This is a genomic window from Klebsiella sp. HC6, assembly GCF_022605325.1.
GTDB classification, from domain to species: domain Bacteria; phylum Pseudomonadota; class Gammaproteobacteria; order Enterobacterales; family Enterobacteriaceae; genus Klebsiella; species Klebsiella terrigena.
In genome coordinates this window covers 1,847,664-1,870,250 of record NZ_CP093276.1, presented here as the reverse complement: position 1 = coordinate 1,870,250, position 22,587 = coordinate 1,847,664, and the positions used below count along the sequence as shown (strand labels likewise).

The following is a 22,587-nucleotide window of genomic DNA, read 5'->3' as shown; positions in this document are numbered from 1 at the left end:
TCTCTTCATCCGAACGCCACGGCCCCCGCGTTTTTACACCTCGCAGTAGCGCAGAAAACGCTGTAACGCTTTGGAAATATGCTTCTGGCGATGATGGATCCGCCACAGGGTGCGGGTTAACGGCGGCAGCGGCACGCTCAGCTCAACCAGCGATCCCACCTCCAGCTGTTCGGCGATAACCCGCCGCGAAAGGCAGCTAATTCCAAGGCCATGACGTACGGCATGCTTGATAGCCTCGGAGTTGCCTAGCTCCATCCCCAACTGAAACGCCGGCAGGTGCGATAGCAGTAAATAGTCGACGATTTCCCGGGTGCCCGAGCCGTGTTCGCGCAGGATCCACGGCGCCTCCGCCAGCCGCTGTAGCGTCACTTCGCCCTCCAGCAGCGGCGATCCGGGAGCGGCAAACACCACCAGCTCGTCCGCCAGCCAGGGTTCGGCGATGATATCCGCCGCGTGGCACGGCCCCTCAATCAGCCCGATATCCACCCGCAGATCGGCCACGGCGTTAATCACGTCCTGGCTGTTGCCGACGCTCAGCTCCAGCGGCAGGTCGGGAAAATCGCGGCGGTAGCGGGCAATGATTTCCGGCAATATATAGTTGCCGATAGTGCTGCTGGCATAAACGCGGATCGCGCCGTTGTCGCCGCGAAACAGCTGCTCGATTTCAATAGCACGTTCCAGCAGCGCCAGAGCGCGCGGGTAGAGCAACCTGCCGTGCTCGTTGACCACCAGCCGCTTGCCGACGCGATCGAAAAGCTGCACGCCCAGCTGCCCTTCCAGATCGGTCAACGCCGCGCTGACCGCCGACTGCGAAAGCGCCAGCATTTGCGACGCCTGGGTGGTTGAACCGCTCTTGAGAACTTCAGCAAAAACTTCCAGCTGCCGTAGCGTGATATGCATAACCCTTCCTTGCTCGTCTATCCGACATCACTCTTCGCCGTCCCGACCATCGGCGCGTAGCGCCGTACCGAGCCGCGAAGAGGCTTGTTTACCACTTATTACGATTGATTATAAATATATAATCAATTTTATATTTAAACCAGCGCGTCGTAATCTTTACGCAGACAAAGGAGAAGGTTATGACAGCACTCACTTTACCGATAAAACATCGCACACTGTGGCATTTTGTCCCGGGACTGGCGCTTACCGCCGTGGTGACCGGCGCAGCGCTCTGGGCAGGCAGCTTTCCCGCTATCGCCGGCGCCGGCTTCAGCGCCCTGACGCTGGCCATCCTGTTCGGCATGGTCGTCGGCAATACGCTCTATCCCAAAATATGGCAGCCCTGCGACGGCGGCGTGATCTTTGCCAAACAGCATCTGCTGCGTCTCGGTATTATTTTATACGGCTTTCGCCTGACGTTCGCGCAGATTGCCGACGTTGGCGTGAGCGGCATTGCCATTGACGTTCTGACGCTGACCAGCACCTTCTTTATCGCCTGCGTCCTCGGGCAGAAAATCTTCGGCCTGGATAAGCACACCAGCTGGCTGATTGGCGCCGGCAGCAGCATCTGCGGCGCGGCGGCGATTCTGGCAACGGAACCGGTGGTGAAGGCCGAGGCCAGCAAGGTGACCGTCGCCGTGGCCACGGTGGTGATTTTCGGCACCCTGGCTATCTTCCTCTATCCGGCGATGTATCCGCTGCTGGCGCACTGGTTTACGCCGGAAGCCTACGGCATCTATATGGGCTCGACCATGCATGAGGTGGCGCAGGTGGTTGCGGCAGGCCATGCGGTGAGCCCGGACGCTGAGAACGCGGCGGTGATTGCCAAAATGCTGCGCGTCATGATGCTGGCACCGTTCCTGCTGTTCCTCGCCGCCCGCGTTAAGCAGCTGGCCCCGACCGGCAGCGGTGAGAAAAGCAAAATCACCATCCCGTGGTTTGCCATTATGTTCATCCTGGTGGCGATATTTAACTCCTTCCACCTGCTGCCAAAAGCGGCGGTCGACGCGCTGGTGACGCTCGATACCGTACTGCTGGCGATGGCGATGGCCGCGCTGGGGTTGACCACTCACGTTAGCGCGCTGAAAAAAGCCGGCGCCAAACCGCTGCTGATGGCATTAGTGCTGTTCGTCTGGCTGATTGTCGGCGGCGGCGCGATTAACCTGGCGGTCCACGCCCTGATGGCCTGAAGTATGACGGCTATGTTAAGGATGATGTAACTCTTCGGTTAAGCCGCTATCATTACCCACCCCGCAGCGGCTTAACTGGAGTTTTTTATGAAATATATTGGAGCGCACGTCAGCGCCTCCGGCGGAGTGGCCAATGCCGCCATTCGCGCAGCCGAAATCGGTGCGACCGCCTTCGCCCTCTTCACCAAGAACCAGCGCCAGTGGCGCGCCGCGCCGCTGAGCGACGAAACCATTGCTGAATTCAAAGCCGCCTGCGAAAAATACCGTTTCGCTCCCGGGCAAATCCTGCCGCACGATAGCTATCTGATCAACCTCGGCCATCCGGTCGAAGAGGCGCTGGAAAAATCCCGTGAAGCCTTTATTGATGAGCTGACCCGCTGCCAGCAGCTGGGGCTGACGCTGCTGAACTTCCATCCCGGCAGCCATCTGCAGCAGATAGCGGAAGAGGAGTGCCTGGCGCGCATTTCCCGCTCGATCAATATCGCGCTGGAAAAAACCGAAGGCGTGACCGCGGTTATCGAAAACACCGCCGGTCAGGGCAGCAATCTTGGGTTTAAGTTTGAACATCTGGCCGCCATTATCGACGGCGTGGAGGATAAATCCCGCGTCGGCGTATGCATTGACACCTGTCACGCCTTTGCCGCCGGATACGATCTGCGCAGCGCCGAAGAGTGTGAGAAAACCTTCGCCGATTTTGAGCGCATCGTCGGCTTCAAATACCTGCGCGGGATGCACCTCAACGATGCCAAAAGCACCTTCGGCAGCCGCGTCGACCGCCACCATAGCCTCGGCGAAGGCAATATCGGCCACGACGCTTTCCGCTGGATCATGCAGGACAGCCGTTTTGACGGTATTCCGCTGATCCTCGAGACCGTGAATCCCGATATCTGGGCGGAAGAGATTGCCTGGCTGCGGGCGCAGCAGACGGCGGAAGCCTCGGCCTGAGGTCGATGCCGGGAGAATCCCAACTGCTAAAAAAAGAAAGGGCCGAATTATCGGCCCTTTTGCTTATCAAGGTTTTACTCAGGCTGCTTTTTCAACCGCCTGCACTTCCGGACGCTTCAGCACCGCGTAGGAGAGACCGGCAACCAGCGTACCGGCAACAATCGCCAGCAGGTAGCCGAGCACCGGCGTAATGGCGCCTGGGATCAGCAGAACAAACAGACCGCCGTGCGGCGCCATCAGTTTGGCACCAATCGCCATGGAGATGGCACCGGTTACCGCCCCGCCGACGATACAGCATGGCAGAACGCGCATCGGGTCACGGGCGGCGAACGGAATGGCCCCTTCGGAGATGAAGCACAGTCCGAGAACCAGGGCCGCTTTACCGCCTTCGCGCTGGCCTTTGTCAAACTTGTTGCGCGCCACCAGCGTGGCGATACCCATCGCCAGCGGTGGAACCATACCCGCCGCCATAATCGCCGCCATCGGCGCGTAGGTCTGGGTACTCAACAGCCCGACGCCAAAGGCGTACGCCGCTTTGTTCACCGGACCGCCCATATCGGTACACATCATTGCCCCGAGGATGGCGCCCAGCAGGACCGCGTTAGCCGTCCCCATAGTTTGCAGCCAGTGGGTCAGGCCCGCCAGAATACCGGCAACCGGCTTGCCGATCAGGTAGATCATCGCCAGACCGACAATCAGGCTGGAAACCAGCGGAATGATCAGAATCGGTTTCAGCGCTTCCATGCTCGGCGGCAGCTTCAGCTTCTTGCTGATAAGCTTAGCCACGTAGCCGGCAAGGAAGCCCGCAATGATCCCGCCGATAAAGCCGGAACCGCCGCTCACCGCCAGCATACCGCCGATAAGACCCGGCGTCAGGCCCGGACGGTCGGCGATGGAGAAGGCAATAAAGCCCGCCAGCACCGGAACCATCAACGCAAAGGCTGAACCGCCGCCGATCTGCATCAGCGCCGCCGCCAGCGTATCCTTCACTTCAAATGCTTTAATCCCGAAGGCGAAGGAAAGCGCGATACACAGGCCGCCCGCCACCACCATTGGCAGCATGTAGGAGACGCCGGTCAGCAGGTGGCGATAGGCGCCGCCGCCCTCTTTCTTCGCGCTATCCGCCTGCTGTCCGCTCTGCCCGGAAGGCTGATACGGTTTGGCTTCCAGCTGCGCCTTTTCAAACTCCTGGGCGGTCTTCTTCAGCGCCAGGCCGGTCGTAGTGCGATACATTGGCTTACCGGCAAACTTCGCCAGGTCAACTTCAATATCCGCAGCAACGATAACCAGATCGGCCTGCGCCACCTCTTCTGGCGTGATCGCATTGCCCGCGCCGACGGAGCCGCGCGTTTCAACCTTCACCCACCAGCCGCGTTTTTTCGCTTCGGTTTCGATAGCCTCTGCGGCCATAAAGGTATGCGCCACGCCGGTTGGGCAGGCGGTCACGGCGACAATGCGTTTCGGGCCGCTGGCCGCAGCGGGCGCCGCAGCCGGCGCGCTGTAAGGGGTCGCATGGCTTTTCGCCTCGCCGAGGAACAGCTCGGGGTGGGCAACGGCGCGGTTAATATCGCCGAGGTACACCTTTTTACCGTTCAGCGCGCTGTCAGCAGGCAGCGCTGAGCCGAGGACGATAGCCAGCTCCGCATCGTTCGGGTTATCAATCAGTTCGAGTTGCGCTTTTTGCGCCGCGGTGCTCAGCAGGGTTTTCGCCATATAGGCGCGAGCCTGTCCGAGTCCGGCATCAATAATCAGCAGCGTTTTCATTATGCCTCTCCTGCTGTCAATTAAACGGTTGTAAGTCGACGCGCGCCATCATTGCGGCCAACTGGGTACGATCGGTAATACCAACGTTGCTCTGGCTCACCGCCAGGGCCGCAACGGCCGTGGCCAGGCGCAGAGTATGCTCGCTGGATTCACGCATCAGCAGGCCGTAAATCAGGCCGCCAACCATAGAATCGCCGGCGCCAACGGTGCTGACCACTTCGACTGAAGGCGGCTTGGCAATCCATTCGCCGGAGGCGTTAACCCACAGCGCGCCCTCTTCACCCAGCGAGATAACCACGTGGGCAATCCCCTGCTCGCGCAGCGCGTGGGCGGCGTCAATCACGTCTTTCATTTCAGGCAGCTTGCGGCCGGCCCAAATCTCCAGCTCGCGGCGGTTTGGCTTCACTAACCACGGTGCCGCCTTCAGGCCGGCAACCAGCGCTTCGCGGCTGCTATCGAAAATAATGCACGGGCACTGGCTGCGCAGGCGAATCATCCATTCGGTGAAGGCCTCAGGGCTGACGCCTGACGGCAGGCTGCCGCTGACGCAAACCATGTCGAACTGACCCAGCCAGCTCAGGGAATCATTGACGAAACGCTCCCAGTCACCCTGAGTCACCTCGAAGCCGGAGAAGTTAAAGTCGGTGACTTCGCCGTCTTTTTCCGTCAGCTTGACGTTAATGCGGGTACGGCCCTGCACAACCTGAAAACGGTTGGCAATTCCCAGCTCGCTAAACAGCTGCTGAAAACCGTCCTGGTTATCTTTGCCGAGGAAGCCGCCGACGGTGACGTCAATACCGAGGTCTTTCAGAACCTTGGCGACGTTGATGCCTTTTCCGGCCGCGTGCAGGCCGGTGGTGCGGACGAGGTTGACTTCGCCGCGCTCAACTTCCGGGGTGAAACCCACCAGATCGTATGCCGGGTTTAAAGTAATCGTTGCTACACGTCTGCTCATTTATGCGCCCTCCCCAAGGCCTGCGGCGATAGCTTCGCCAATCGCATCCAGCGCCTGTTGCGCATCTTCACCCTGGGCGGTAAAGCGCAGACGGTGACCTTTTTTCACTCCCAGCGCCACGACCTTCATCAGGCTGCGGCCGTTGGCCGGCTTGCCGGAACCGTCGAGGTTGGTGACGGTAATGTCGCTGGAAAATTGTTTGATGGTATTAACCAGCATAGTGCCCGGGCGCGCATGCAGCCCGTGCTCGTTGCGCACGACAAATTCAGCGCTCAGCACGTCCTCGGCAATCGCATCATCGCTGGTCAGCAGCGCCAGCAGCGTTGCGCTGTCGGCCTTCAGCAGACGGTCAGCTTTTTTATCAATCAGCAGATTGCTCAGGCGACTGAGCACCGCGGTCGGCTGCTCGTCGGCCATCGCGACGGTAATCAGCAGCGAGACCGGCTGGTCATCGGCGGTGAATGCGCTGGCGGCGCGGCTCACGGCAACGGCGCTGCGCAGGTTGCCTTCAGCACAGTCGTTCAGCCAGATACCCTGACCCAGGTTCAGCGGCTTATCGTTAATGGTGCGGCTGACAAACGCGGCGTCAACGGCACCGGCTTCTTTCAGCCGCGCGGCGTTCAGCGCCTGCAGGGTCAGCAGATCGCTGGCTGCAATATCAAGGCTCAGCGTGTCGTTATCCAGCTTCAGCATCTCGCTCTGCTTTTCACCCATCAGCAGGGCGCGCAGCTCTTCCGCCGTGGTGGCAGACCTGAGCTGCTCGGCGACAGAATCATCGCTTAGCACGTGCGTCAGCTGACGCAGTAGCCCGAGGTGTTCATCAGAACTGGCGGCGATACCAATGGCAACATAGGCCGTCTGCCCTTCCCCCCAGGTCACGCCCTGCGGGAACTGATAGACCTGGACGCCGGTTTTCAGCACCTGGTCGCGCGTGTCGGTGGTACCGTGCGGAATCGCAATCCCGTTACCAAGGAAAGTAGAGGTCTGCTGCTCGCGCGCCAGCATCCCGTTAACGTAGCCTTCCGCCACGTTGCCTGCGCTTACCAGCGCAGAAGCAACCTGCCGAATTGCCTCTTCTTTATTACCGGCCTGCTGGCCGGGATGAATATCCTGCACAGATAACTGGAACATGGATCTCCTCTCCTGCTGAGTTGAATCGTTTCAGCTGCCAGGTGAAAAAATGCGTCACCGTGCTGCTGAAGAAAACCCTGATGACGCTGAAACGTTTCAATGAGTCTGTACCTTTCTTAATCACCGCGCAAGATAAGTTACCAGCCTGATAACAGAAGTTAGAGATACCGCACATTTTTGCTGAAGCCGTACCGCAAGAACGGCCTCAGCTTCAGCATTTTGCTGAACGTCATATTTTGAAACGCCTTTTTGATTTATTAGTGCCATACTACTGTTCATTTTCTGATGGGCGGCGTAAACTTCGCGACTCCTGAAACCACAGACAACAGCACATGCAAAACAGCAGCGCCGCCCTTCCCCGACGCGGGTTCGATTTAACCTCTTCCGCCTTCCTGATAGTCGCCTTTCTGACCGGGATTGCCGGCGCGTTGCAAACGCCCACCCTGAGCCTGTTTTTGACTAATGAAGTGCACGTGCGCCCGGCGATGGTCGGCTTCTTTTTTACCGGTAGCGCGGTCATCGGCATTCTGGTGAGCCAGTTTCTCGCCGGGCGCTCGGACCGCCGCGGGGATCGTAAGCAGCTGATCGTCTTCTGCTGCCTGCTGGGGGTGCTGGCCTGCCTGCTGTTTGCATGGAACCGCAGCTACTTTGTTCTGCTTTTCGTCGGCGTATTCCTCAGCAGCTTCGGCTCCACCGCCAACCCGCAGATGTTCGCCCTTGCCCGCGAGCATGCGGATAAAACCGGCCGCGAGGCGGTGATGTTCAGCTCGATTCTGCGCGCCCAGGTGTCGCTGGCATGGGTGATCGGCCCACCGCTGGCCTACGCGCTGGCGATGGGCTTCGGCTTTACCGTGATGTACCTCAGCGCCGCCGTCGCCTTTGTATTCTGCGGGGCGATAGTGTGGTTCTTTCTGCCCAGCATGCGCAAAGAGCCGAGGGCGGCGTCGGGCCAGCTGGAGGCGCCGCGCACCCATCGCCGCGACGCGCTGCTGCTGTTCAGCGTCTGCACGCTGATGTGGGGGATCAACAGCCTCTACATCATTAATATGCCGCTCTATATTATTAATGAGCTGCACCTGCCGGAGAAGCTGGCCGGATTAATGATGGGCGCCGCCGCCGGTCTTGAAATTCCGACGATGCTGATCGCCGGCTATTACGCCCGCCGTTTCGGCAAGCGTTTTCTGATGCGCGTCGCCGCCGTCGCCGGGCTGCTGTTTTACGTCGGCATGCTGCTGGCCCACACGCCCGGGCTGCTGCTGGCTTTACAGCTGCTGAACGCCATTTTCATTGGCATCCTCGCGGGAATTGGCATGCTCTATTTTCAGGATTTAATGCCGGGTCAGGCAGGTGCAGCGACCACGCTGTACGCGAATACCATCCGCGTCGGCTGGATTATTGCCGGATCGCTGGCCGGCGTAGTCGCCGAGATCTGGAGCTATCACGCGGTATTCTGGATCGCGCTCGGCATGGGGGCGATCGCCCAGCTGTGCCTGTGGCGCATCAGGGATATTTAAGCCGAGGGGATAAAACGGCGCCGCTAGCCGGCGGTGAGCCGTTCGAGATGAATAAGGTACGCCATTGCCTCATCGCGCCGGGTTCCGCACATCTCGCGCTCCGGCTGCAGGCTGCCGCAAACCTTGGGGCGCAGCGGGGAGCCAAAGATATTGCACAGGTTGCCCGCCGACAGCTGTACGCAGCGCGTGTTCGCGGGCTTGCCGTCAGGCATGCCGGGGATCGGGGATGAGATAGAGGGGGCGATACAGCAGGCACCGCAGTCAGTACGACATTCCATAGATGGCTCTCTTAACGGTGCTTTTTCAGACGCAGCCTAAACGTTTTATCCGAAGATAGCAAAACGCGCGAATTCCACTTGCCTGAAAGCCCCGGCGCGAGTAGTTTTACGCGATATTTTGACCCTTTAAGTTACAGGATTACCGCAATGCCAAGAGCGAATGAAATTAAAAAAGGTATGGTGCTGAATTACAACGGCAAGCTGCTGATTGTAAAAAATATTGATATTCAGTCACCGAGCGCCCGTGGCGCAGCAACGCTGTACAAAATGCGTTTCGCTGACGTACGTACCGGTCTAAAGGTTGAAGAACGCTTTAAGGGCGACGACATTGTCGATACCGTGACCCTGACCCGCCGCTACGTTGACTTCTCCTACGTCGACGGCAACGAATACGTGTTTATGGATAAAGAAGATTACACCCCGTATATCTTCACCAAAGAGCAGATTGAAGAAGAGCTGCTGTTTATTCCGGAAGGCGGCATGCCGGACATGCAGGTTCTGACCTGGGACGGCCAGCTGCTGGCGCTGGAGCTGCCGCAGACCGTCGATCTGGAGATTGTTGAAACCGCGCCGGGCATCAAGGGCGCATCCGCCAGCGCGCGCAACAAACCGGCAACCCTGAGCACCGGCCTCGTGGTGCAGGTTCCGGAATACCTGAGCTCGGGCGAACGCATTCGTATCCATATCGAAGAGAGCCGCTATATGGGCCGCGCCGACTAATCGAACGGCGGCTTAATCACCGATAATCAACGCAAAAATGCCCGCCAGCATCGCCGCTGACGGGCATTTTTTTATCCGACGTACTGTGTGACCTACAGTAGTTCCGGGTACTTCGTCATCTTCAGCGCCAGCTCAACGCCGCGCACTTCCGCCATCCCCTTCAGGCGACCGATCGCCGAATATCCCGGGTTGGTTTTCTTACGCAGATCGTCCAGCATCTGATGGCCGTGATCCGGGCGGAACGGGATCGGCCGCAGATCGCCGGCGCGCTTGCGGCGCAGCTCCTCGCTCAGGATCGCATTCACCACCGCCACCATATTGACGTCGCCGTTCAGGTGCGCCGCCTCGTGGAAGGTTTTCGGGTTCTCTTCGCGGCAGGTCGATCGCAGATGGGTGAAGTGAATGCGATCGCCGAAGGTTTCAATCATCTTCACCAGGTCGTTGTCGGCGCGCACGCCGTAGGAGCCGGTACACATGGTAAAACCGTTGTTGATGCTATCAACAACCTCTTTCAGCCACTGCATATCCTCGATGGTCGACACGATGCGCGGCAGGCCAAGGATCGGACGCGGCGGATCGTCCGGGTGAACGGCCAGGCGCACGCCCACCTCTTCACATACCGGCACGATGGCGCGCAGGAAAACGGCCATATTCTCACGCAGCTGCGCTTTATTAATATGGTCATATTCGGCCAGGCGCGCGCGGAACTGATCGAGGGTGTAGCCCTCTTCGGCTCCCGGCAGGCCGGCAATAATATTGCGGGTCAGCTTTTCAACTTCCGCAGCGCTCATCGCCGTAAAGTAGGCCTGCGCCTGGCGCTGCTCCTCTTCGGTGTAGTCGGCCTGCGCGCCGGCGCGCTGCAGGATATGCAGCTCAAAGGCCGCAAAAGCGATGTGATCAAAACGCAGTGCCTTCGAGCCGTCCGCTAGCTGATACTCCAGATCGGTACGCGTCCAGTCGAGGATCGGCATAAAGTTATAGCAAACTGTATCAATCCCGCAGGCCGCAAGGTTGCGGATGCTCTGCTGGTAGTTGGCAATCCAGGTTGCATATTGCCCGCTATGGGTTTTAATCTCTTCATGCACCGGGATGCTTTCGACGACCGACCACGTCAGCCCTTTTTCCGCCAGCAGCGCCTGACGCTGCTTGATATCTTCAACGGGCCATACCTGCCCGTTCGGAATATGGTGCAACGCGGTAACCACGCCCGTCGCGCCGGCCTGTCGTACATCATCAAGCGATACCGGATCGTTCGGTCCGTACCAACGCCAGGTTTGCTCCATCGCTATACCCCTTTAAAGTTGTTATACCAATAATGCGAACATCAATGACGACTACCATACAGGCTTCCGCCAAAGGGTCAATTTATCCCGCTAAATTGATTGATCCAGCTCACACTAAGCGTATAAATACGGCTCACCAATTTAATTTGTTGTCATATAACTTTACACTGACCGTGTTAATCATTGGTTAATCAGGTGTGTAAAGAATGACGACTATTGCTACAGCTACGCTACCGGAAGACGTGCAGCTTCCCCGCTACGATCGCAGCCAGCTCCGCTCGCGTATTGTGCACTTTGGGTTTGGCGCCTTTCATCGCGCGCACCAGGCGCTGCTTACCGACCGGGTGCTAAACGCCAGCGGCGGCGGCGACTGGGGGATCTGCGAAATAAGTCTGTTCAGCGGCGATCGGCTGATGAGCCAGCTCCGCCAGCAGGATCACCTGTTTACCGTGCTGGAGAAAGGGGCGCAGGGCAATAAGGCTATCGTGGTCGGCGCGGTGCACGAATGCCTGAACGCTAAGCTCGATTCGCTCCCGGCGATAATCGAGAAGTTTTGCGAACCGCAGGTCGCTATCGTCTCTCTGACCATTACCGAAAAAGGCTACTGCATCGACCCGGCAAGCGGGTTGCTGGATCTCAAACAGCCGCGCATCGTGCACGATCTGGATAACCCGACGCTACCGCAGTCGGTGCCGGGCATTTTGGTCGAGGCGCTTGCCCGCCGTCGCGAGCGCCGCCTGCCGCCGTTTACCGTGCTCTCCTGCGATAACATTCCCGACAATGGCCACGTGGTGAAAAACGCCGTGCTGGGAATGGCACAGAAACGCAGCCCGGAGCTGGCACAGTGGATTGCTGAACGGGTCAGCTTCCCCGGCACGATGGTCGACCGCATCGTTCCCGCCGCCACCGACGAGTCGCTGGCGGAAATCAGCGCCGCGCTGGGCGTCGAAGATCCCTGCGCCATCAGCTGCGAGCCGTTTATTCAGTGGGTGGTTGAAGATAACTTTGTCGCCGGCCGCCCGGCGTGGGAAACCGCCGGCGTGCAGATGACCAACAACGTGCTGCCCTGGGAGCAGATGAAGCTGCGAATGCTCAACGGCAGCCACTCTTTCCTCGCGTGGCTCGGCTATCTTGCGGGCAATGCACATATCAGCGACTGCATGCAGGATGAGGTGCTGCGCGCCGCCGCGCGCCGGCTGATGCTTGATGAACAGGCGCCGACGCTCTCTATTGAAGGCGTCGATCTGACGAGCTATGCCGACGGTCTTCTCGAACGTTTCAGCAACCCGGCGCTAAAGCATCGAACCTGGCAGATCGCGATGGACGGCAGCCAGAAGCTCCCGCAGCGCATGCTTGACGGTATTCGGGTGCACCTCGCGCGCGGCAGCCGCTGGCCGCTGCTGGCGCTTGGCGTCGCCGGCTGGATGCGCTACGTCAGCGGCGTGGACGATGCCGGTCAGCCGATTGACGTTCGCGACCCGCTGGCGGAGAAAATCCGCGCCCTGGTCGCCGGCAGCAATGAGCAAGAGCGGGTCAGCGCCCTGCTCTCCCTCGAAGAGATTTTTGGCAACGACCTTCCCCACAGCGCCGAATTTGTCGCCAACGTGACCTCGGCCTGGCGCCAGCTCTCGTCGCTGGGCGCGCGCGAAGCCGTCGCCGCCGCGCTGGATTCTTAACAATTTCTGCGGTTTAACGGACAGAATTCTTTTCTGTCCGTCGTAAGACTTCTCTTTTCCCCATTTTTTCGTCAGGATAGTCTCAACTGTTACAACATTACATTTCTATCCTGGAGAAAATGTGACCAAAACAAACTTGATCACGGGGTTTCTCGGCAGCGGTAAAACGACCTCGATTCTTCATCTGCTGGCCCACAAGCCTGCAGATGAAAAATGGGCCGTACTGGTCAATGAGTTTGGCGAAGTGGGCATCGACGGCGCTTTGCTGGCCGATAGCGGCGCATTACTCAAAGAAATTCCCGGCGGCTGCATGTGCTGCGTCAACGGCCTGCCAATGCAGGTCGGGCTAAATACCCTGCTGCGCCAGGGGAAGCCGGACCGGCTGCTGATTGAACCAACCGGGCTCGGTCATCCGAAACAGATCCTCGATATTCTCACCGCCGCGGTCTACGAGCCGTGGATCGACCTGCGCGCGACGCTGTGCGTCCTCGATCCCCGCCAGCTTCTGGACCCGAAGGCGGTGGCTAATGAAAACTTCCGCGATCAGCTGGCCGCCGCCGACGTCATTATCAGCAATAAAACCGACCGGATGACCGCTGAAAGCGAGCGCGCCTTCAGCGTCTGGTGGCAGGAGTATGCCGGCAAACGCCTGCACGTCAGCGCCACCCAGGGAAGTATTGACCCGGCGCTGCTGGACCTGCCGCGGCTGAACCTTCGCCCGCTGCCGGAGAGCGCGGAGCATGCGCACAGCCACGGGCAGAAAAAGGGCCTCGCGGCGCTGACTCTCCCCGGCCACCAGCGCTGGCGCCGCAGCCTCAACGAAGGCCAGGGCTACCGGGCCTGCGGCTGGATTTTTGACGCCGATACCATCTTCGATACCGTTGGCCTGCTGGAGTGGGCGCGGCTGGCCCCGGTGGGCCGCGTGAAGGGCGTGATGCGTATTGCCGAAGGCCTGGTGCGGATTAACCGTCAGGGGCTGGACCTCAATATTGAAACGCAGAACGTCGCCCCGCCGGACAGCCGCATAGAGCTTATCTGCGACGGCGAGGCGGACTGGAATGCACTACAAGCCACTCTGTTGAGGCTACGTTTAAGTTAAGGCGGCTATGTTTGCCGCCGTTTTACACAATATGCGACCGTTATGAATAAAACCCGAATCTCCCTTATCCTGCTGCTTAACGCCGCAGGTATTGCGCTTTTTTTATCATGGTATCTGCCCGCCAACCACGGGCTGTGGTTTCCGCTGGATTCCGCCATTTTCCACTTCTTTAACCACAACGTCGGCGTCAGCCGCGGCTATACCTGGCTGCTGGCGATTATCAACAACCGCGCTTTCGATGCCTGCTCTCTGCTGGCGATGGGAGCCTTGATGCTGAGCTTCTGGCTGAAGGAGCAAAGCGCCGGCCGCCGCCGAATCGTCATCATCGGCCTGGTCATGCTGCTCTCGGCGGTGGTGATAAACCAGCTGGCGCAGCACCTGATGCCGGTTAAGCGCGCCAGCCCGTCGCTCTCGTTTAGCGGTATCGTTAAGGTCAGCGACGTGGTCTCATTCCCGACTAAAGATGCCTCGAAGGATAGCTTCCCGGGCGATCACGGGATGATGCTGCTGATTTTCGCCACCTTCATGTGGCGCTATTTTGGCCGTCGGGCGTTTGCTATTTCCCTCGCCATTTTCGTTGTGTTTGCCTTCCCGCGGGTGATGATTGGCGCCCACTGGTTTACCGATATTGCCGTCGGTTCATTAACCGCGCTGCTGGTCGGCGCTCCCTGGGTTCTGCTGACCCCATTGAGCGACAAAATGATTGCCTGGTTCGACCGGACCCTGCCCGCTGGAACGCACAAAAATTAACATTCCCGTCGCATATTATTAAATATCCATAAGGGATCGTTCTCGGTCCCTTTTTTTATGTTTCACCTTTTTTATCCCCACAATCATCGTTCTGTCACATTAATCGTCTTAGAAATGAGGTAATTGCATATTTTTTACCCATCTCTGCCGCTATTTTGGCCTTTCCCGATGATTCACTTTTTGTCGCAAAAATTCTTATAAGAAATCTCGCAAAACCGCTCGCCATCCCAGTGTTGATAGGGTAATCTCATTCTCGTTTTGCCTTTCCAGCAACGTAAAACCGGCATCAGAATTAAATTGTGCGTTACTGCACAAATTTAGATTTAAGGAATTGTCTCATTGCTGCCAGGTATTTAGGCTCTAACACGTTTGGCATTTTTTATAACGACATTGTCGTTAAGGACAACAAGGGAAAACACACAACATGGTCAAATCTCAGCCGATTTTGAGATATATCCTGCGGGTCGTTCCCGCGATAGCAGTGGCAGTTTTGCTCTCTGCCTGTAGCTCGACAAGTAGTACCGCAAAGAATATGCATTCTGAGACGCTTGGTGTGGGTAGTGGCGATTTATCATCACTGCAAGCCTCTCAGGATGAATTTGAAACAATGGTTAGCAATCTGGACGTTAAGTCCCGTTTGATGGACCAGTATGCTAGCTGGAAAGGCGTGCGTTACCGCCTTGGCGGTAGCACCCGGAAAGGCATCGACTGTTCGGCATTCGTGCAGCGCACCTTCCGCGAACAGTTTGGTCTGGAACTGCCGCGCTCAACGTCAGAGCAGCAGGATTCCGGCAAATCGATTTCACGTTCTCAGCTCCGTACGGGTGATTTAGTCCTGTTCAGAGCGGGTTCCACTGGCCGCCATGTGGGTATCTACATCGGCAACAGCCAGTTCGTTCATGCTTCCACCAGCAGCGGTGTGACCATCTCCAGCATGAACGAGCCGTACTGGAAAAAGCGCTATAACGAAGCGCGCCGTGTACTGAGCCGTTCGTAATCTCTTCCGTCGTCAGTTTTCCCTTGGCTGACGAACGGAAATTAAAAAACACTGCCTTAGCAGTGTTTTTTTTTGCTCATCGCCTCGCAAAGCCGCAATATAAGCTATGTCTTTAAATGGAAACGGTGAAATCGTTTTTCTGTCACCCCATTAGCGCGCCTCATAAACACGGACTGACTATAGCCTATGCTTACCCGCTACTTCTCACCCCGGCGTAAAATCTGGCTGACCAGCACACTGATTGGGGTTATCGTCGCCCTGCTGGCCGGTAGCATTCAATTTATGGTTATCTATCACAACCGCGCTGAACGCTTTGACTCCATCATCAAAAACGTCAACGTTTACCTGAATGAGTACTTCCACGAGCTTAATCAGACCATTGCCGACCTGCAGCCACTGGTCGACCGGAATTGCGAGAACGTCGCGTCGGGCCTGACCGCCCATGCCGCGTTCAGCCCAAACGTGCGGGCGTTTCTGCTGGTGAAAAATGGCCAGGCGTTTTGCTCCTCGGCAACCGGCCCCATGAATACCCCTCTGGAGCAGCTTATTCCGCAGCTCGATATCACTAAACCCATCGATATGGCCATTCTGCCGGGTACGCCGATGATGCCAAAAAGCTCGGCGCTGGCGATGTGGGTACGCAGCCCGCACGGCGGTAACGACGGCATTTTCGTGTCAATTAATACCAACCTGACGCCCTATATTCTCTATTCTGCCCGGCAAAATGACTTCAGCGGCATTGCGCTGGTGGTCAACAACAGCGCTATTTCGACCTTCAGCAACAGGCTGGTTAACCCGCAAACGATGCTCTCCGAGCCGATTCGCGAAGTGCAGATCAAAGGGCTGCCGCTCAAGGTCTACCTCTACGCCAACAGCTGGCTGGCTGAAAACACCCAGTACGCTCTGCTGTTGGGCGTGGTATGCGGGCTGCTGGCGGGACTGCTGGGCTATTACGTGCTATCGATCAAGTCCGATCCGCGAAAAGCAATCCTGATGGGAATAAAGAACGACCAGTTTTACATCGTCTATCAGCCGGTCGTCAAAGCCGATACCCTGCACATTAGCGGCGTTGAGGTACTGATGCGCTGGCGCCATCCGGTGGCCGGCGAGATCCCCCCGGACGTCTTTATCAACCTGGCCGAAACCCAGCAGATGATCGTGCCGCTGACCCACCATCTGCTGGCGCTGATCGCGCGCGATGCGCCAACGCTGCAAAAGATCCTCCCGGCGGGGAGTAAGCTCGGGCTGAATATCTCCCCGGCCCACCTGCACGCCGACAGCTTTAAGCCGGATTTACGGCAGTTTGCCGCCGCCCTGCCGGCCAACCACTTTAGCGTAGTGCTGGAGATAACCGAACGCGCGATGATCGATAAGAACCGATCGCTGGCCATCTTTGACTGGCTGCACGAGCAGGGCTTTGAAATTGCGATTGATGATTTTGGCACCGGCCACAGCGCGCTGATTTATCTTGAACGCTACAACTTCGACTTTTTGAAAATCGATCGCGGCTTCGTGCAGGCTATCGGAACCGAAACCGTCACCTCGCCGGTGCTTGATGCCGTGCTGACGCTAAGCCGCCGCCTGCAGCTCCTGACCGTTGCCGAAGGGGTTGAAACGCCTGAACAGGCGGAGTGGCTGCGCAAGCACGGCGTACACTATCTGCAGGGCTACTGGATAAGCCGGCCTCTGCCGCTGGAAACGCTGCTCGCCGCGCACGACGAACCGGCGAAATACTTCGCCGCCGCCGGGCGATGATGATGATTTAATCTATGGACGGGCCCGCTCAGGGCCTGCTAACAGAGGATAATAACCTGGCCATGTTCGCGCGTATTTGCCTGATATTAGTTACCTTTATTAGCCTTAACGGTCAGGCGCAGGCCGTGAAAGAAAGCCACAGCTTCGCCATTATCGGCGAGCCGAAATATCCTGACGGCTTTAGTCATTTCGCCTACGCCGACCCGACGGCGCCAAAAGGCGGCGGCATCACGCTCGCCTCCATTGGCACCTTCGACAACTTCAACCGCTATGCGCTGCGCGGCAACCCCGGCGTGCGTACCGATGCCCTGTACGATACGCTGTTCACCACCTCCGACGACGAAGCGGGCAGCTACTATCCGCTGATTGCCGACGGGGCGCGCTACGCCGATGACTTTTCGTGGGTGGAGGTCACCCTCAATCCGCAGGCCCGCTTTCATGACGGCACGCCGATCCGCGCCAGCGACGTCGCTTTTACCTTCCAGAAGTTTATGACCGAAGGCGTCCCGCAGTTTCGCCTGTACTACAAAGGCACAAGCGTCAAGGCCATCGCCCCGCTCACCGTGCGCATTGAGTTAGGCCAGGCGGGCAAAGAGAACATGCTCAGCCTGTTCACCCTGCCGGTGATGCCGGAAAAATTCTGGCGCGACCATAAGCTCAGCGATCCGCTCTCCACCCCGCCGCTGGCCAGCGGCCCCTATCGCATTACCGACTGGCGGATGGGTCAGTACATCGTTTACTCGCGCGTTAAAACCTACTGGGCGGCCAATCTTGCGGTCAACCGCGGGCGCTGGAACTTCGATACGCTCCGCTACGACTACTATCTCGACGATAACGTCGCCTTTGAGGCCTTTAAGGCCGGCGCGGTAGACCGGCGGGAAGAGACGATGGCCAAAAACTGGGCCACCCGCTACGTAGGGCGCAACTTTACGCGCGGCTACATCGTGAAGGATGAGTATCAGAATACCTCGGCGCAGGATACCCAATGGCTGGCCTTCAATATTCAGCGCCCGGTTTTTGCCGATCGTCAGGTGCGCGAGGCCATTACCCTCGCCTTCGATTTTGAATGGATGAACAAGGCGCTGTTTTACAACGCCTACAGCCGCGCCAACAGCTATTTCCAGAATACCGAGTACGCGGCCCGCGCGGCGCCCGATGCCGATGAGCTAGCCCTGCTGACGCCGATGAAAAAAGATTTGCCGCCCGAGGTCTTCACCGCGCTCTATCAGCCGCCGCAATCCGACGGCGGCGGTTTCGATCGGGCGAATCTGCTGAAGGCGGACGACCTGCTCAACCGGGCCGGGTGGGTGTTGAAAAACCAGCGCCGGGTGAACGGCAAGAGCGGGAAGCCGCTGCGTTTTGAGCTGCTGCTGCCCGCCGGCGGTAACGATCGCTGGGTGCTGCCCTTTCAGCACAACCTGCTGCGTCTCGGCATCACCATGGATATTCGCCAGGTTGATAATTCCCAGTACAGCAATCGCCGCCGCAGCCGGGATTACGATATGATGCCGGTGGTCTGGCGCGCGACGCCGTGGCCCGGTACCGACCTGCAGATCTCCTGGGACTCGGCCTATATTCACTCCAGCTACAACGCGCCGGGGGTACAAAGCCCGGTCGTGGATCGCCTTATCGCGCAGATTATTCGCTGGCAGGGCAATAAGCAGAAGCTGCTGCCCTTAGGCCGCGCGCTGGACCGGGTGCTCACCTGGAACTACTACATGCTGCCGATGTGGTATATGGCGCAGGACAGAACGGCCCGCTGGGACAAGTTCTCGTTCCCGCCAACGCGGCCGGTATACTCCTCCGGCTTTGACAGCTGGTGGTATGACGTTAACAAAGCGGCAAAACTGCCCGCGGACAGACGCTGAGGAACGACGATGGGCGCATACCTGATCCGCCGACTGCTGCTGATTATCCCCACCCTGTGGGCGATCGTTACGATCAACTTTTTTATCGTTCAGATTGCCCCCGGCGGCCCGGTCGATCAGGCCATTGCCGCCGTTGAGTTCGGCAATCACGGCGCGATGCCCGGCGCGGGCGACAGCGGAATGGCCGCCAGCCACGCGCGCACCGGCGTTAGCAACGTCAGCGAGGGCCACTATCGCGGCGGGCGCGGCCTCGACCCGGAGGTCATCGCCGAGATAACCCATCGCTACGGCTTTGATAAGCCCCTCCACGAGCGCTACCTAAAAATGCTCGGCGACTACCTGCGCTTTGATTTTGGCGACAGCCTGTTTCGCAGCGCCTCGGTGCTGCAGCTGATCAAAAACAGTATGCCGGTCTCCATTAGCCTCGGCCTGTGGAGCACGCTGATTATCTACCTGGTGTCGATCCCGCTCGGGATCCGTAAAGCCGTCAGCAACGGCAGCCATTTTGATATCTGGAGCAGCACGCTGATTATCATCGGCTACGCGATCCCGGCATTCCTGTTCGCGATTCTGCTGATCGTTATTTTCGCCGGAGGCAGCTATTTCGACCTGTTCCCGCTGCGCGGGCTGGTCTCGGCTAATTTCGACAGCCTGCCGTGGTATCAGAAGATCCTCGACTACCTCTGGCACATCACGCTGCCGGTGCTGGCGACGGTGATTGGCGGCTTTGCGGCGCTCACCATGCTGACCAAAAACAGCTTTCTGGATGAGATCCGCAAGCAGTACGTGGTCACCGCCCGCGCCAAAGGGGTAAGTGAAAAGCAGATTTTGTGGCGCCACGTGTTCCGCAACGCCATGCTGCTGGTTATAGCCGGTTTCCCGGCGATGTTTATCAGCATGTTCTTTACCGGTTCGCTGCTGATCGAGGTGATGTTCTCCCTCAACGGCCTCGGGCTGCTGGGCTATGAGGCGACGGTTTCGCGCGACTATCCGGTGATGTTTGGCACGTTGTATATTTTTACGCTGATTGGCCTGCTGCTTAATATCGTCAGCGATATTTGCTACACGCTGGTCGACCCGCGTATCGATTTTGAGGGCCGCTGATGTCATTTTTGAGTCCCGTCAACCAGGCCCGCTGGGCGCGTTTTCGCCACAACCGCCGCGGCTACTGGTCGCTTTGGCTATTTTTAATCTTCTTCGTCTGCAGCCTCGGCGCGGAGCTGATCGCCAACGACCGCCCGCTGCTGGTGCAGTACCGCGGCAGCCTGTACGTTCCGCTCTTAAAAGAGTATAGCGAGAAGACCTTCGGCGGCGACTTTGCCACCGCCGCCGACTATCAGGATCCGTGGCTGCAGAAGCAGCTCGAGGCTCACGGCTGGGTGCTGTGGGCGCCGGTGCGCTTCGGGGCGACGACCATCAACTTTGCCACCCAATCCCCCTTCCCCTCGCCGCCGTCATCGCAGAACTGGCTGGGCACCGACGCCAACGGCGGCGACGTGCTGGCGCGGATCCTCTACGGAACGCGGATCTCCATTCTGTTCGGCCTGCTGCTAACCCTCTTTTCCAGCGTTCTCGGCGTGCTGGCGGGCGCCATCCAGGGATACTACGGCGGCAAAATCGACCTCTGGGGGCAGCGCTTTATTGAAGTGTGGTCGGGAATGCCGACGCTGTTTTTGATTATTCTCCTCTCCAGCGTCGTGCAGCCCGGCTTCTGGTGGCTGCTGGCGATTACCGTCCTCTTCGGCTGGATGACGCTGGTGGGCGTGGTGCGCGCCGAGTTCCTGCGCACCCGTAACTACGACTATATCCGCGCGGCGCAGGCGCTGGGGGTTAACGACCGCAGCATTATCCTGCGCCATATGCTGCCCAACGCGATGGTCGCCACCCTCACCTTCCTGCCGTTTATTCTCTGCAGCTCGATTACCACTCTGACTTCGCTGGATTTTCTGGGCTTCGGCCTGCCTCTGGGCTCGCCTTCGCTTGGCGAGCTGCTGCTGCAGGGGAAAAACAACCTGCAGGCGCCGTGGCTGGGGATCGCCGCCTTTTTGTCCGTCGCGGTACTGTTAACGCTTTTAATTTTCATTGGTGAAGCGGTTCGCGACGCCTTCGACCCGAGTAAGGCGGTATAAGATGGCGCAGCCTCTGTTAGAAATCGACAATCTCTCCATCGCCTTTCGCCAGCAGGGCGAAACCCAGACCGTCGTCAGCGAACTGTCGCTGCACATTGCGGCGGGGGAAACCCTGGCGCTGGTGGGCGAATCCGGCTCCGGCAAGAGCGTTTCCGCGCTGTCGGTGCTGCGCCTGCTCCCCTCGCCGCCGGTAAGCTACCCCAGCGGCGATATCCGCTTTCACGGCCAGTCGCTGCTGCATGCCGATGAGCGAACCCTGCGCGGGGTGCGCGGCAACCGTATTGCGATGATTTTTCAGGAGCCGATGGTGTCACTCAATCCGCTGCACACCCTGGAAAAGCAGCTCTATGAAGTGCTCTCTCTGCATCGCGGAATGCGCAAAGAAGCCGCCCGGGGAGAGATTCTCGACTGCCTGGAGCGCGTCGGCATTCGCCAGGCCCCTCGCCGGCTGGCGGACTATCCGCATCAGCTCTCCGGCGGCGAACGCCAGCGGGTGATGATCGCCATGGCCCTGCTCACCCGCCCGGAGCTGCTGATTGCCGACGAGCCGACCACCGCGCTGGACGTCTCGGTGCAGGCGCAAATTCTGCAGCTGCTGCGGGAGCTGAAGCAGGAGCTGAACATGGGGCTGCTGTTTATCACCCATAACCTGAGCATCGTCCGCCAGCTCGCCGACCGCGTGGCGGTGATGCAAAACGGGCGCTGCGTCGAGCAGAACGGCTGTCGCGCCCTTTTCTCGGCCCCTCAGCATCCCTATACCCGCCGCCTGCTGGATAGCGAACCGGCGGGACTGCCGGTTCCGCTGGCGCCCGATGCGCCGCTGCTGCTCGCGGCGAGCGGGCTCAGCGTCGCCTTCCCGGTTCGTCGGGGACTTCTGCGCCGGGTGGTTGAGCATAATCGGGTGGTGAACGCCCTGAGCTTTCAGCTACGCGCGGGGGAAACTCTGGGACTGGTGGGCGAATCGGGTTCCGGCAAAAGCACCACCGGGCTGGCGCTGCTGCGCCTGATTGCCTCGGAAGGGATTATTGCCTTTGATGGCCAGACGCTGCAGGGCCGCAGCCGTCGGCAGATGCTGCCGCTACGCCGCCGGATGCAGGTCGTGTTTCAGGATCCAAACTCGTCGCTGAACCCGCGGCTAAACGTTTTACAGATTATTGAGGAGGGGCTGCGCGTCCACCAGCCGACGCTCACCCCCACCGAGCGTGAACGGGCGGTTATTCAGGTGATGCAGGAGGTGGGGCTGGATGCGCAAACGCGCCTGCGCTACCCGGCCGAGTTTTCCGGCGGCCAGCGGCAGCGTATTGCCATCGCCCGGGCGCTGATCGTTAAGCCTCAGCTTATCGTCCTGGATGAGCCGACCTCGTCGCTGGATAAGACCGTACAGGCGCAAATCTTAGCCCTGCTGAAAGCTTTACAGCAAAAGCACCAGCTGGCCTATATTTTTATCAGCCACGATCTGCGCGTCGTGCGGACGCTATGCCATCAGGTGATGGTGCTGCGGCAAGGAGAGGTGGTCGAACAGGGAGAGTGCGAGCGCGTATTTACCGCTCCGCAGCAGGAGTATACCCGCCAGCTGCTGGCGCTGGGCTGACGG

19 protein-coding genes are annotated in these 22,587 nt (G+C 58.9%); 13 read left to right on the top strand and 6 right to left on the bottom strand.

Annotated features, from left to right (window positions below):
- Window positions 1-33: 33 nt before the first annotated feature.
- Entirely contained in the window at window positions 34-900 is an 867-nt protein-coding gene (yieE, locus tag MMW58_RS09205) for a DNA-binding transcriptional regulator YeiE (RefSeq protein WP_095100714.1), read from the bottom strand.
- A gap of 179 nt (window positions 901-1,079) precedes the next feature.
- Here yieE and MMW58_RS09200 point away from each other — a divergent pair, with 179 nt between their 5' ends.
- Complete coding sequence (locus tag MMW58_RS09200; RefSeq protein ID WP_241723163.1) at window positions 1,080-2,129, top strand: YeiH family protein; 1,050 nt, start codon at window positions 1,080-1,082, stop codon at window positions 2,127-2,129.
- An 87-nt stretch (window positions 2,130-2,216) separates the two neighbouring features.
- Window positions 2,217-3,074, top strand: coding sequence for a deoxyribonuclease IV (nfo, locus tag MMW58_RS09195; protein ID WP_128877543.1), 858 nt, complete (start codon window positions 2,217-2,219; stop codon window positions 3,072-3,074).
- Window positions 3,075-3,152: 78 nt separating this feature from the next.
- On the opposite strand, the gene fruA is transcribed toward nfo, so the two are convergent.
- The 3 genes from fruA to fruB are packed head-to-tail and all read right to left on the bottom strand — an operon-like array spanning window position 3,153 to window position 6,924.
- Window positions 3,153-4,838 (bottom strand): PTS fructose transporter subunit IIBC, encoded by a 1,686-nt coding sequence (gene fruA / locus MMW58_RS09190; protein WP_241723162.1) that lies wholly within the window; start codon window positions 4,836-4,838, stop codon window positions 3,153-3,155.
- Window positions 4,839-4,854: 16 nt separating this feature from the next.
- Entirely contained in the window at window positions 4,855-5,793 is a 939-nt protein-coding gene (gene fruK, locus MMW58_RS09185; protein WP_041146489.1) for a 1-phosphofructokinase, read from the bottom strand.
- Window positions 5,794-6,924, bottom strand: a complete 1,131-nt coding sequence (fruB, locus tag MMW58_RS09180; RefSeq protein ID WP_133599128.1) for a fused PTS fructose transporter subunit IIA/HPr protein — start codon at window positions 6,922-6,924, stop codon at window positions 5,794-5,796.
- Between the two features lie 332 nt (window positions 6,925-7,256).
- On the opposite strand from fruB, the gene setB reads away from it, so the two are divergent.
- Window positions 7,257-8,438, top strand: a complete 1,182-nt coding sequence (gene setB, locus MMW58_RS09175; protein ID WP_159236723.1) for a sugar efflux transporter SetB — start codon at window positions 7,257-7,259, stop codon at window positions 8,436-8,438.
- A gap of 23 nt (window positions 8,439-8,461) precedes the next feature.
- On the opposite strand, the gene MMW58_RS09170 is transcribed toward setB, so the two are convergent.
- Complete coding sequence (locus tag MMW58_RS09170; RefSeq protein ID WP_041146492.1) at window positions 8,462-8,716, bottom strand: YkgJ family cysteine cluster protein; 255 nt, start codon at window positions 8,714-8,716, stop codon at window positions 8,462-8,464.
- Between the two features lie 147 nt (window positions 8,717-8,863).
- Here MMW58_RS09170 and yeiP point away from each other — a divergent pair, with 147 nt between their 5' ends.
- A complete protein-coding gene (yeiP, locus tag MMW58_RS09165; protein ID WP_041146493.1) occupies window positions 8,864-9,436 on the top strand; it encodes an elongation factor P-like protein YeiP in 573 nt (190 codons plus the stop codon).
- A 92-nt stretch (window positions 9,437-9,528) separates the two neighbouring features.
- Here yeiP and uxuA read toward each other — a convergent pair whose 3' ends face one another.
- A complete protein-coding gene (gene uxuA / locus MMW58_RS09160; RefSeq protein ID WP_241723161.1) occupies window positions 9,529-10,719 on the bottom strand; it encodes a mannonate dehydratase in 1,191 nt (396 codons plus the stop codon).
- Window positions 10,720-10,925: 206 nt separating this feature from the next.
- On the opposite strand from uxuA, the gene MMW58_RS09155 reads away from it, so the two are divergent.
- The 9 genes from MMW58_RS09155 to yejF all read left to right on the top strand — a co-directional run bounded on the left by MMW58_RS09155 (window position 10,926) and on the right by yejF (window position 22,584).
- The gene (locus MMW58_RS09155) at window positions 10,926-12,395 is read left to right on the top strand and encodes a mannitol dehydrogenase family protein (RefSeq protein WP_241723160.1); all 1,470 of its coding nucleotides are present in this window, start codon (window positions 10,926-10,928) and stop codon (window positions 12,393-12,395) included.
- Between the two features lie 121 nt (window positions 12,396-12,516).
- The gene (locus MMW58_RS09150) at window positions 12,517-13,494 is read left to right on the top strand and encodes a CobW family GTP-binding protein (protein WP_241723159.1); all 978 of its coding nucleotides are present in this window, start codon (window positions 12,517-12,519) and stop codon (window positions 13,492-13,494) included.
- 42 nt (window positions 13,495-13,536) lie between these two features.
- Window positions 13,537-14,244, top strand: a complete 708-nt coding sequence (locus MMW58_RS09145) for a phosphatase PAP2 family protein (RefSeq protein WP_133599136.1) — start codon at window positions 13,537-13,539, stop codon at window positions 14,242-14,244.
- A gap of 424 nt (window positions 14,245-14,668) precedes the next feature.
- Window positions 14,669-15,241, top strand: coding sequence for a bifunctional murein DD-endopeptidase/murein LD-carboxypeptidase (mepS, locus tag MMW58_RS09140; protein WP_041146498.1), 573 nt, complete (start codon window positions 14,669-14,671; stop codon window positions 15,239-15,241).
- 186 nt (window positions 15,242-15,427) lie between these two features.
- Window positions 15,428-16,996, top strand: coding sequence for a cyclic di-GMP phosphodiesterase (locus MMW58_RS09135; protein ID WP_241723158.1), 1,569 nt, complete (start codon window positions 15,428-15,430; stop codon window positions 16,994-16,996).
- A 62-nt stretch (window positions 16,997-17,058) separates the two neighbouring features.
- Window positions 17,059-18,864, top strand: a complete 1,806-nt coding sequence (locus MMW58_RS09130) for an extracellular solute-binding protein (RefSeq protein ID WP_133599453.1) — start codon at window positions 17,059-17,061, stop codon at window positions 18,862-18,864.
- A 9-nt stretch (window positions 18,865-18,873) separates the two neighbouring features.
- On the top strand, window positions 18,874-19,968 hold the full coding sequence (locus MMW58_RS09125; RefSeq protein ID WP_241723157.1) for a microcin C ABC transporter permease YejB: 1,095 nt from the start codon (window positions 18,874-18,876) through the stop codon (window positions 19,966-19,968).
- The gene (locus MMW58_RS09120) at window positions 19,968-20,993 is read left to right on the top strand and encodes a microcin C ABC transporter permease (RefSeq protein ID WP_133599143.1); all 1,026 of its coding nucleotides are present in this window, start codon (window positions 19,968-19,970) and stop codon (window positions 20,991-20,993) included. The genes MMW58_RS09125 and MMW58_RS09120 overlap by 1 nt, the downstream gene beginning before the upstream one ends.
- A 1-nt stretch (window position 20,994) precedes the next feature.
- On the top strand, window positions 20,995-22,584 hold the full coding sequence (gene yejF, locus MMW58_RS09115) for a microcin C ABC transporter ATP-binding protein YejF (RefSeq protein WP_241723156.1): 1,590 nt from the start codon (window positions 20,995-20,997) through the stop codon (window positions 22,582-22,584).
- The last annotated feature ends 3 nt before the right edge of the window (window positions 22,585-22,587 follow it).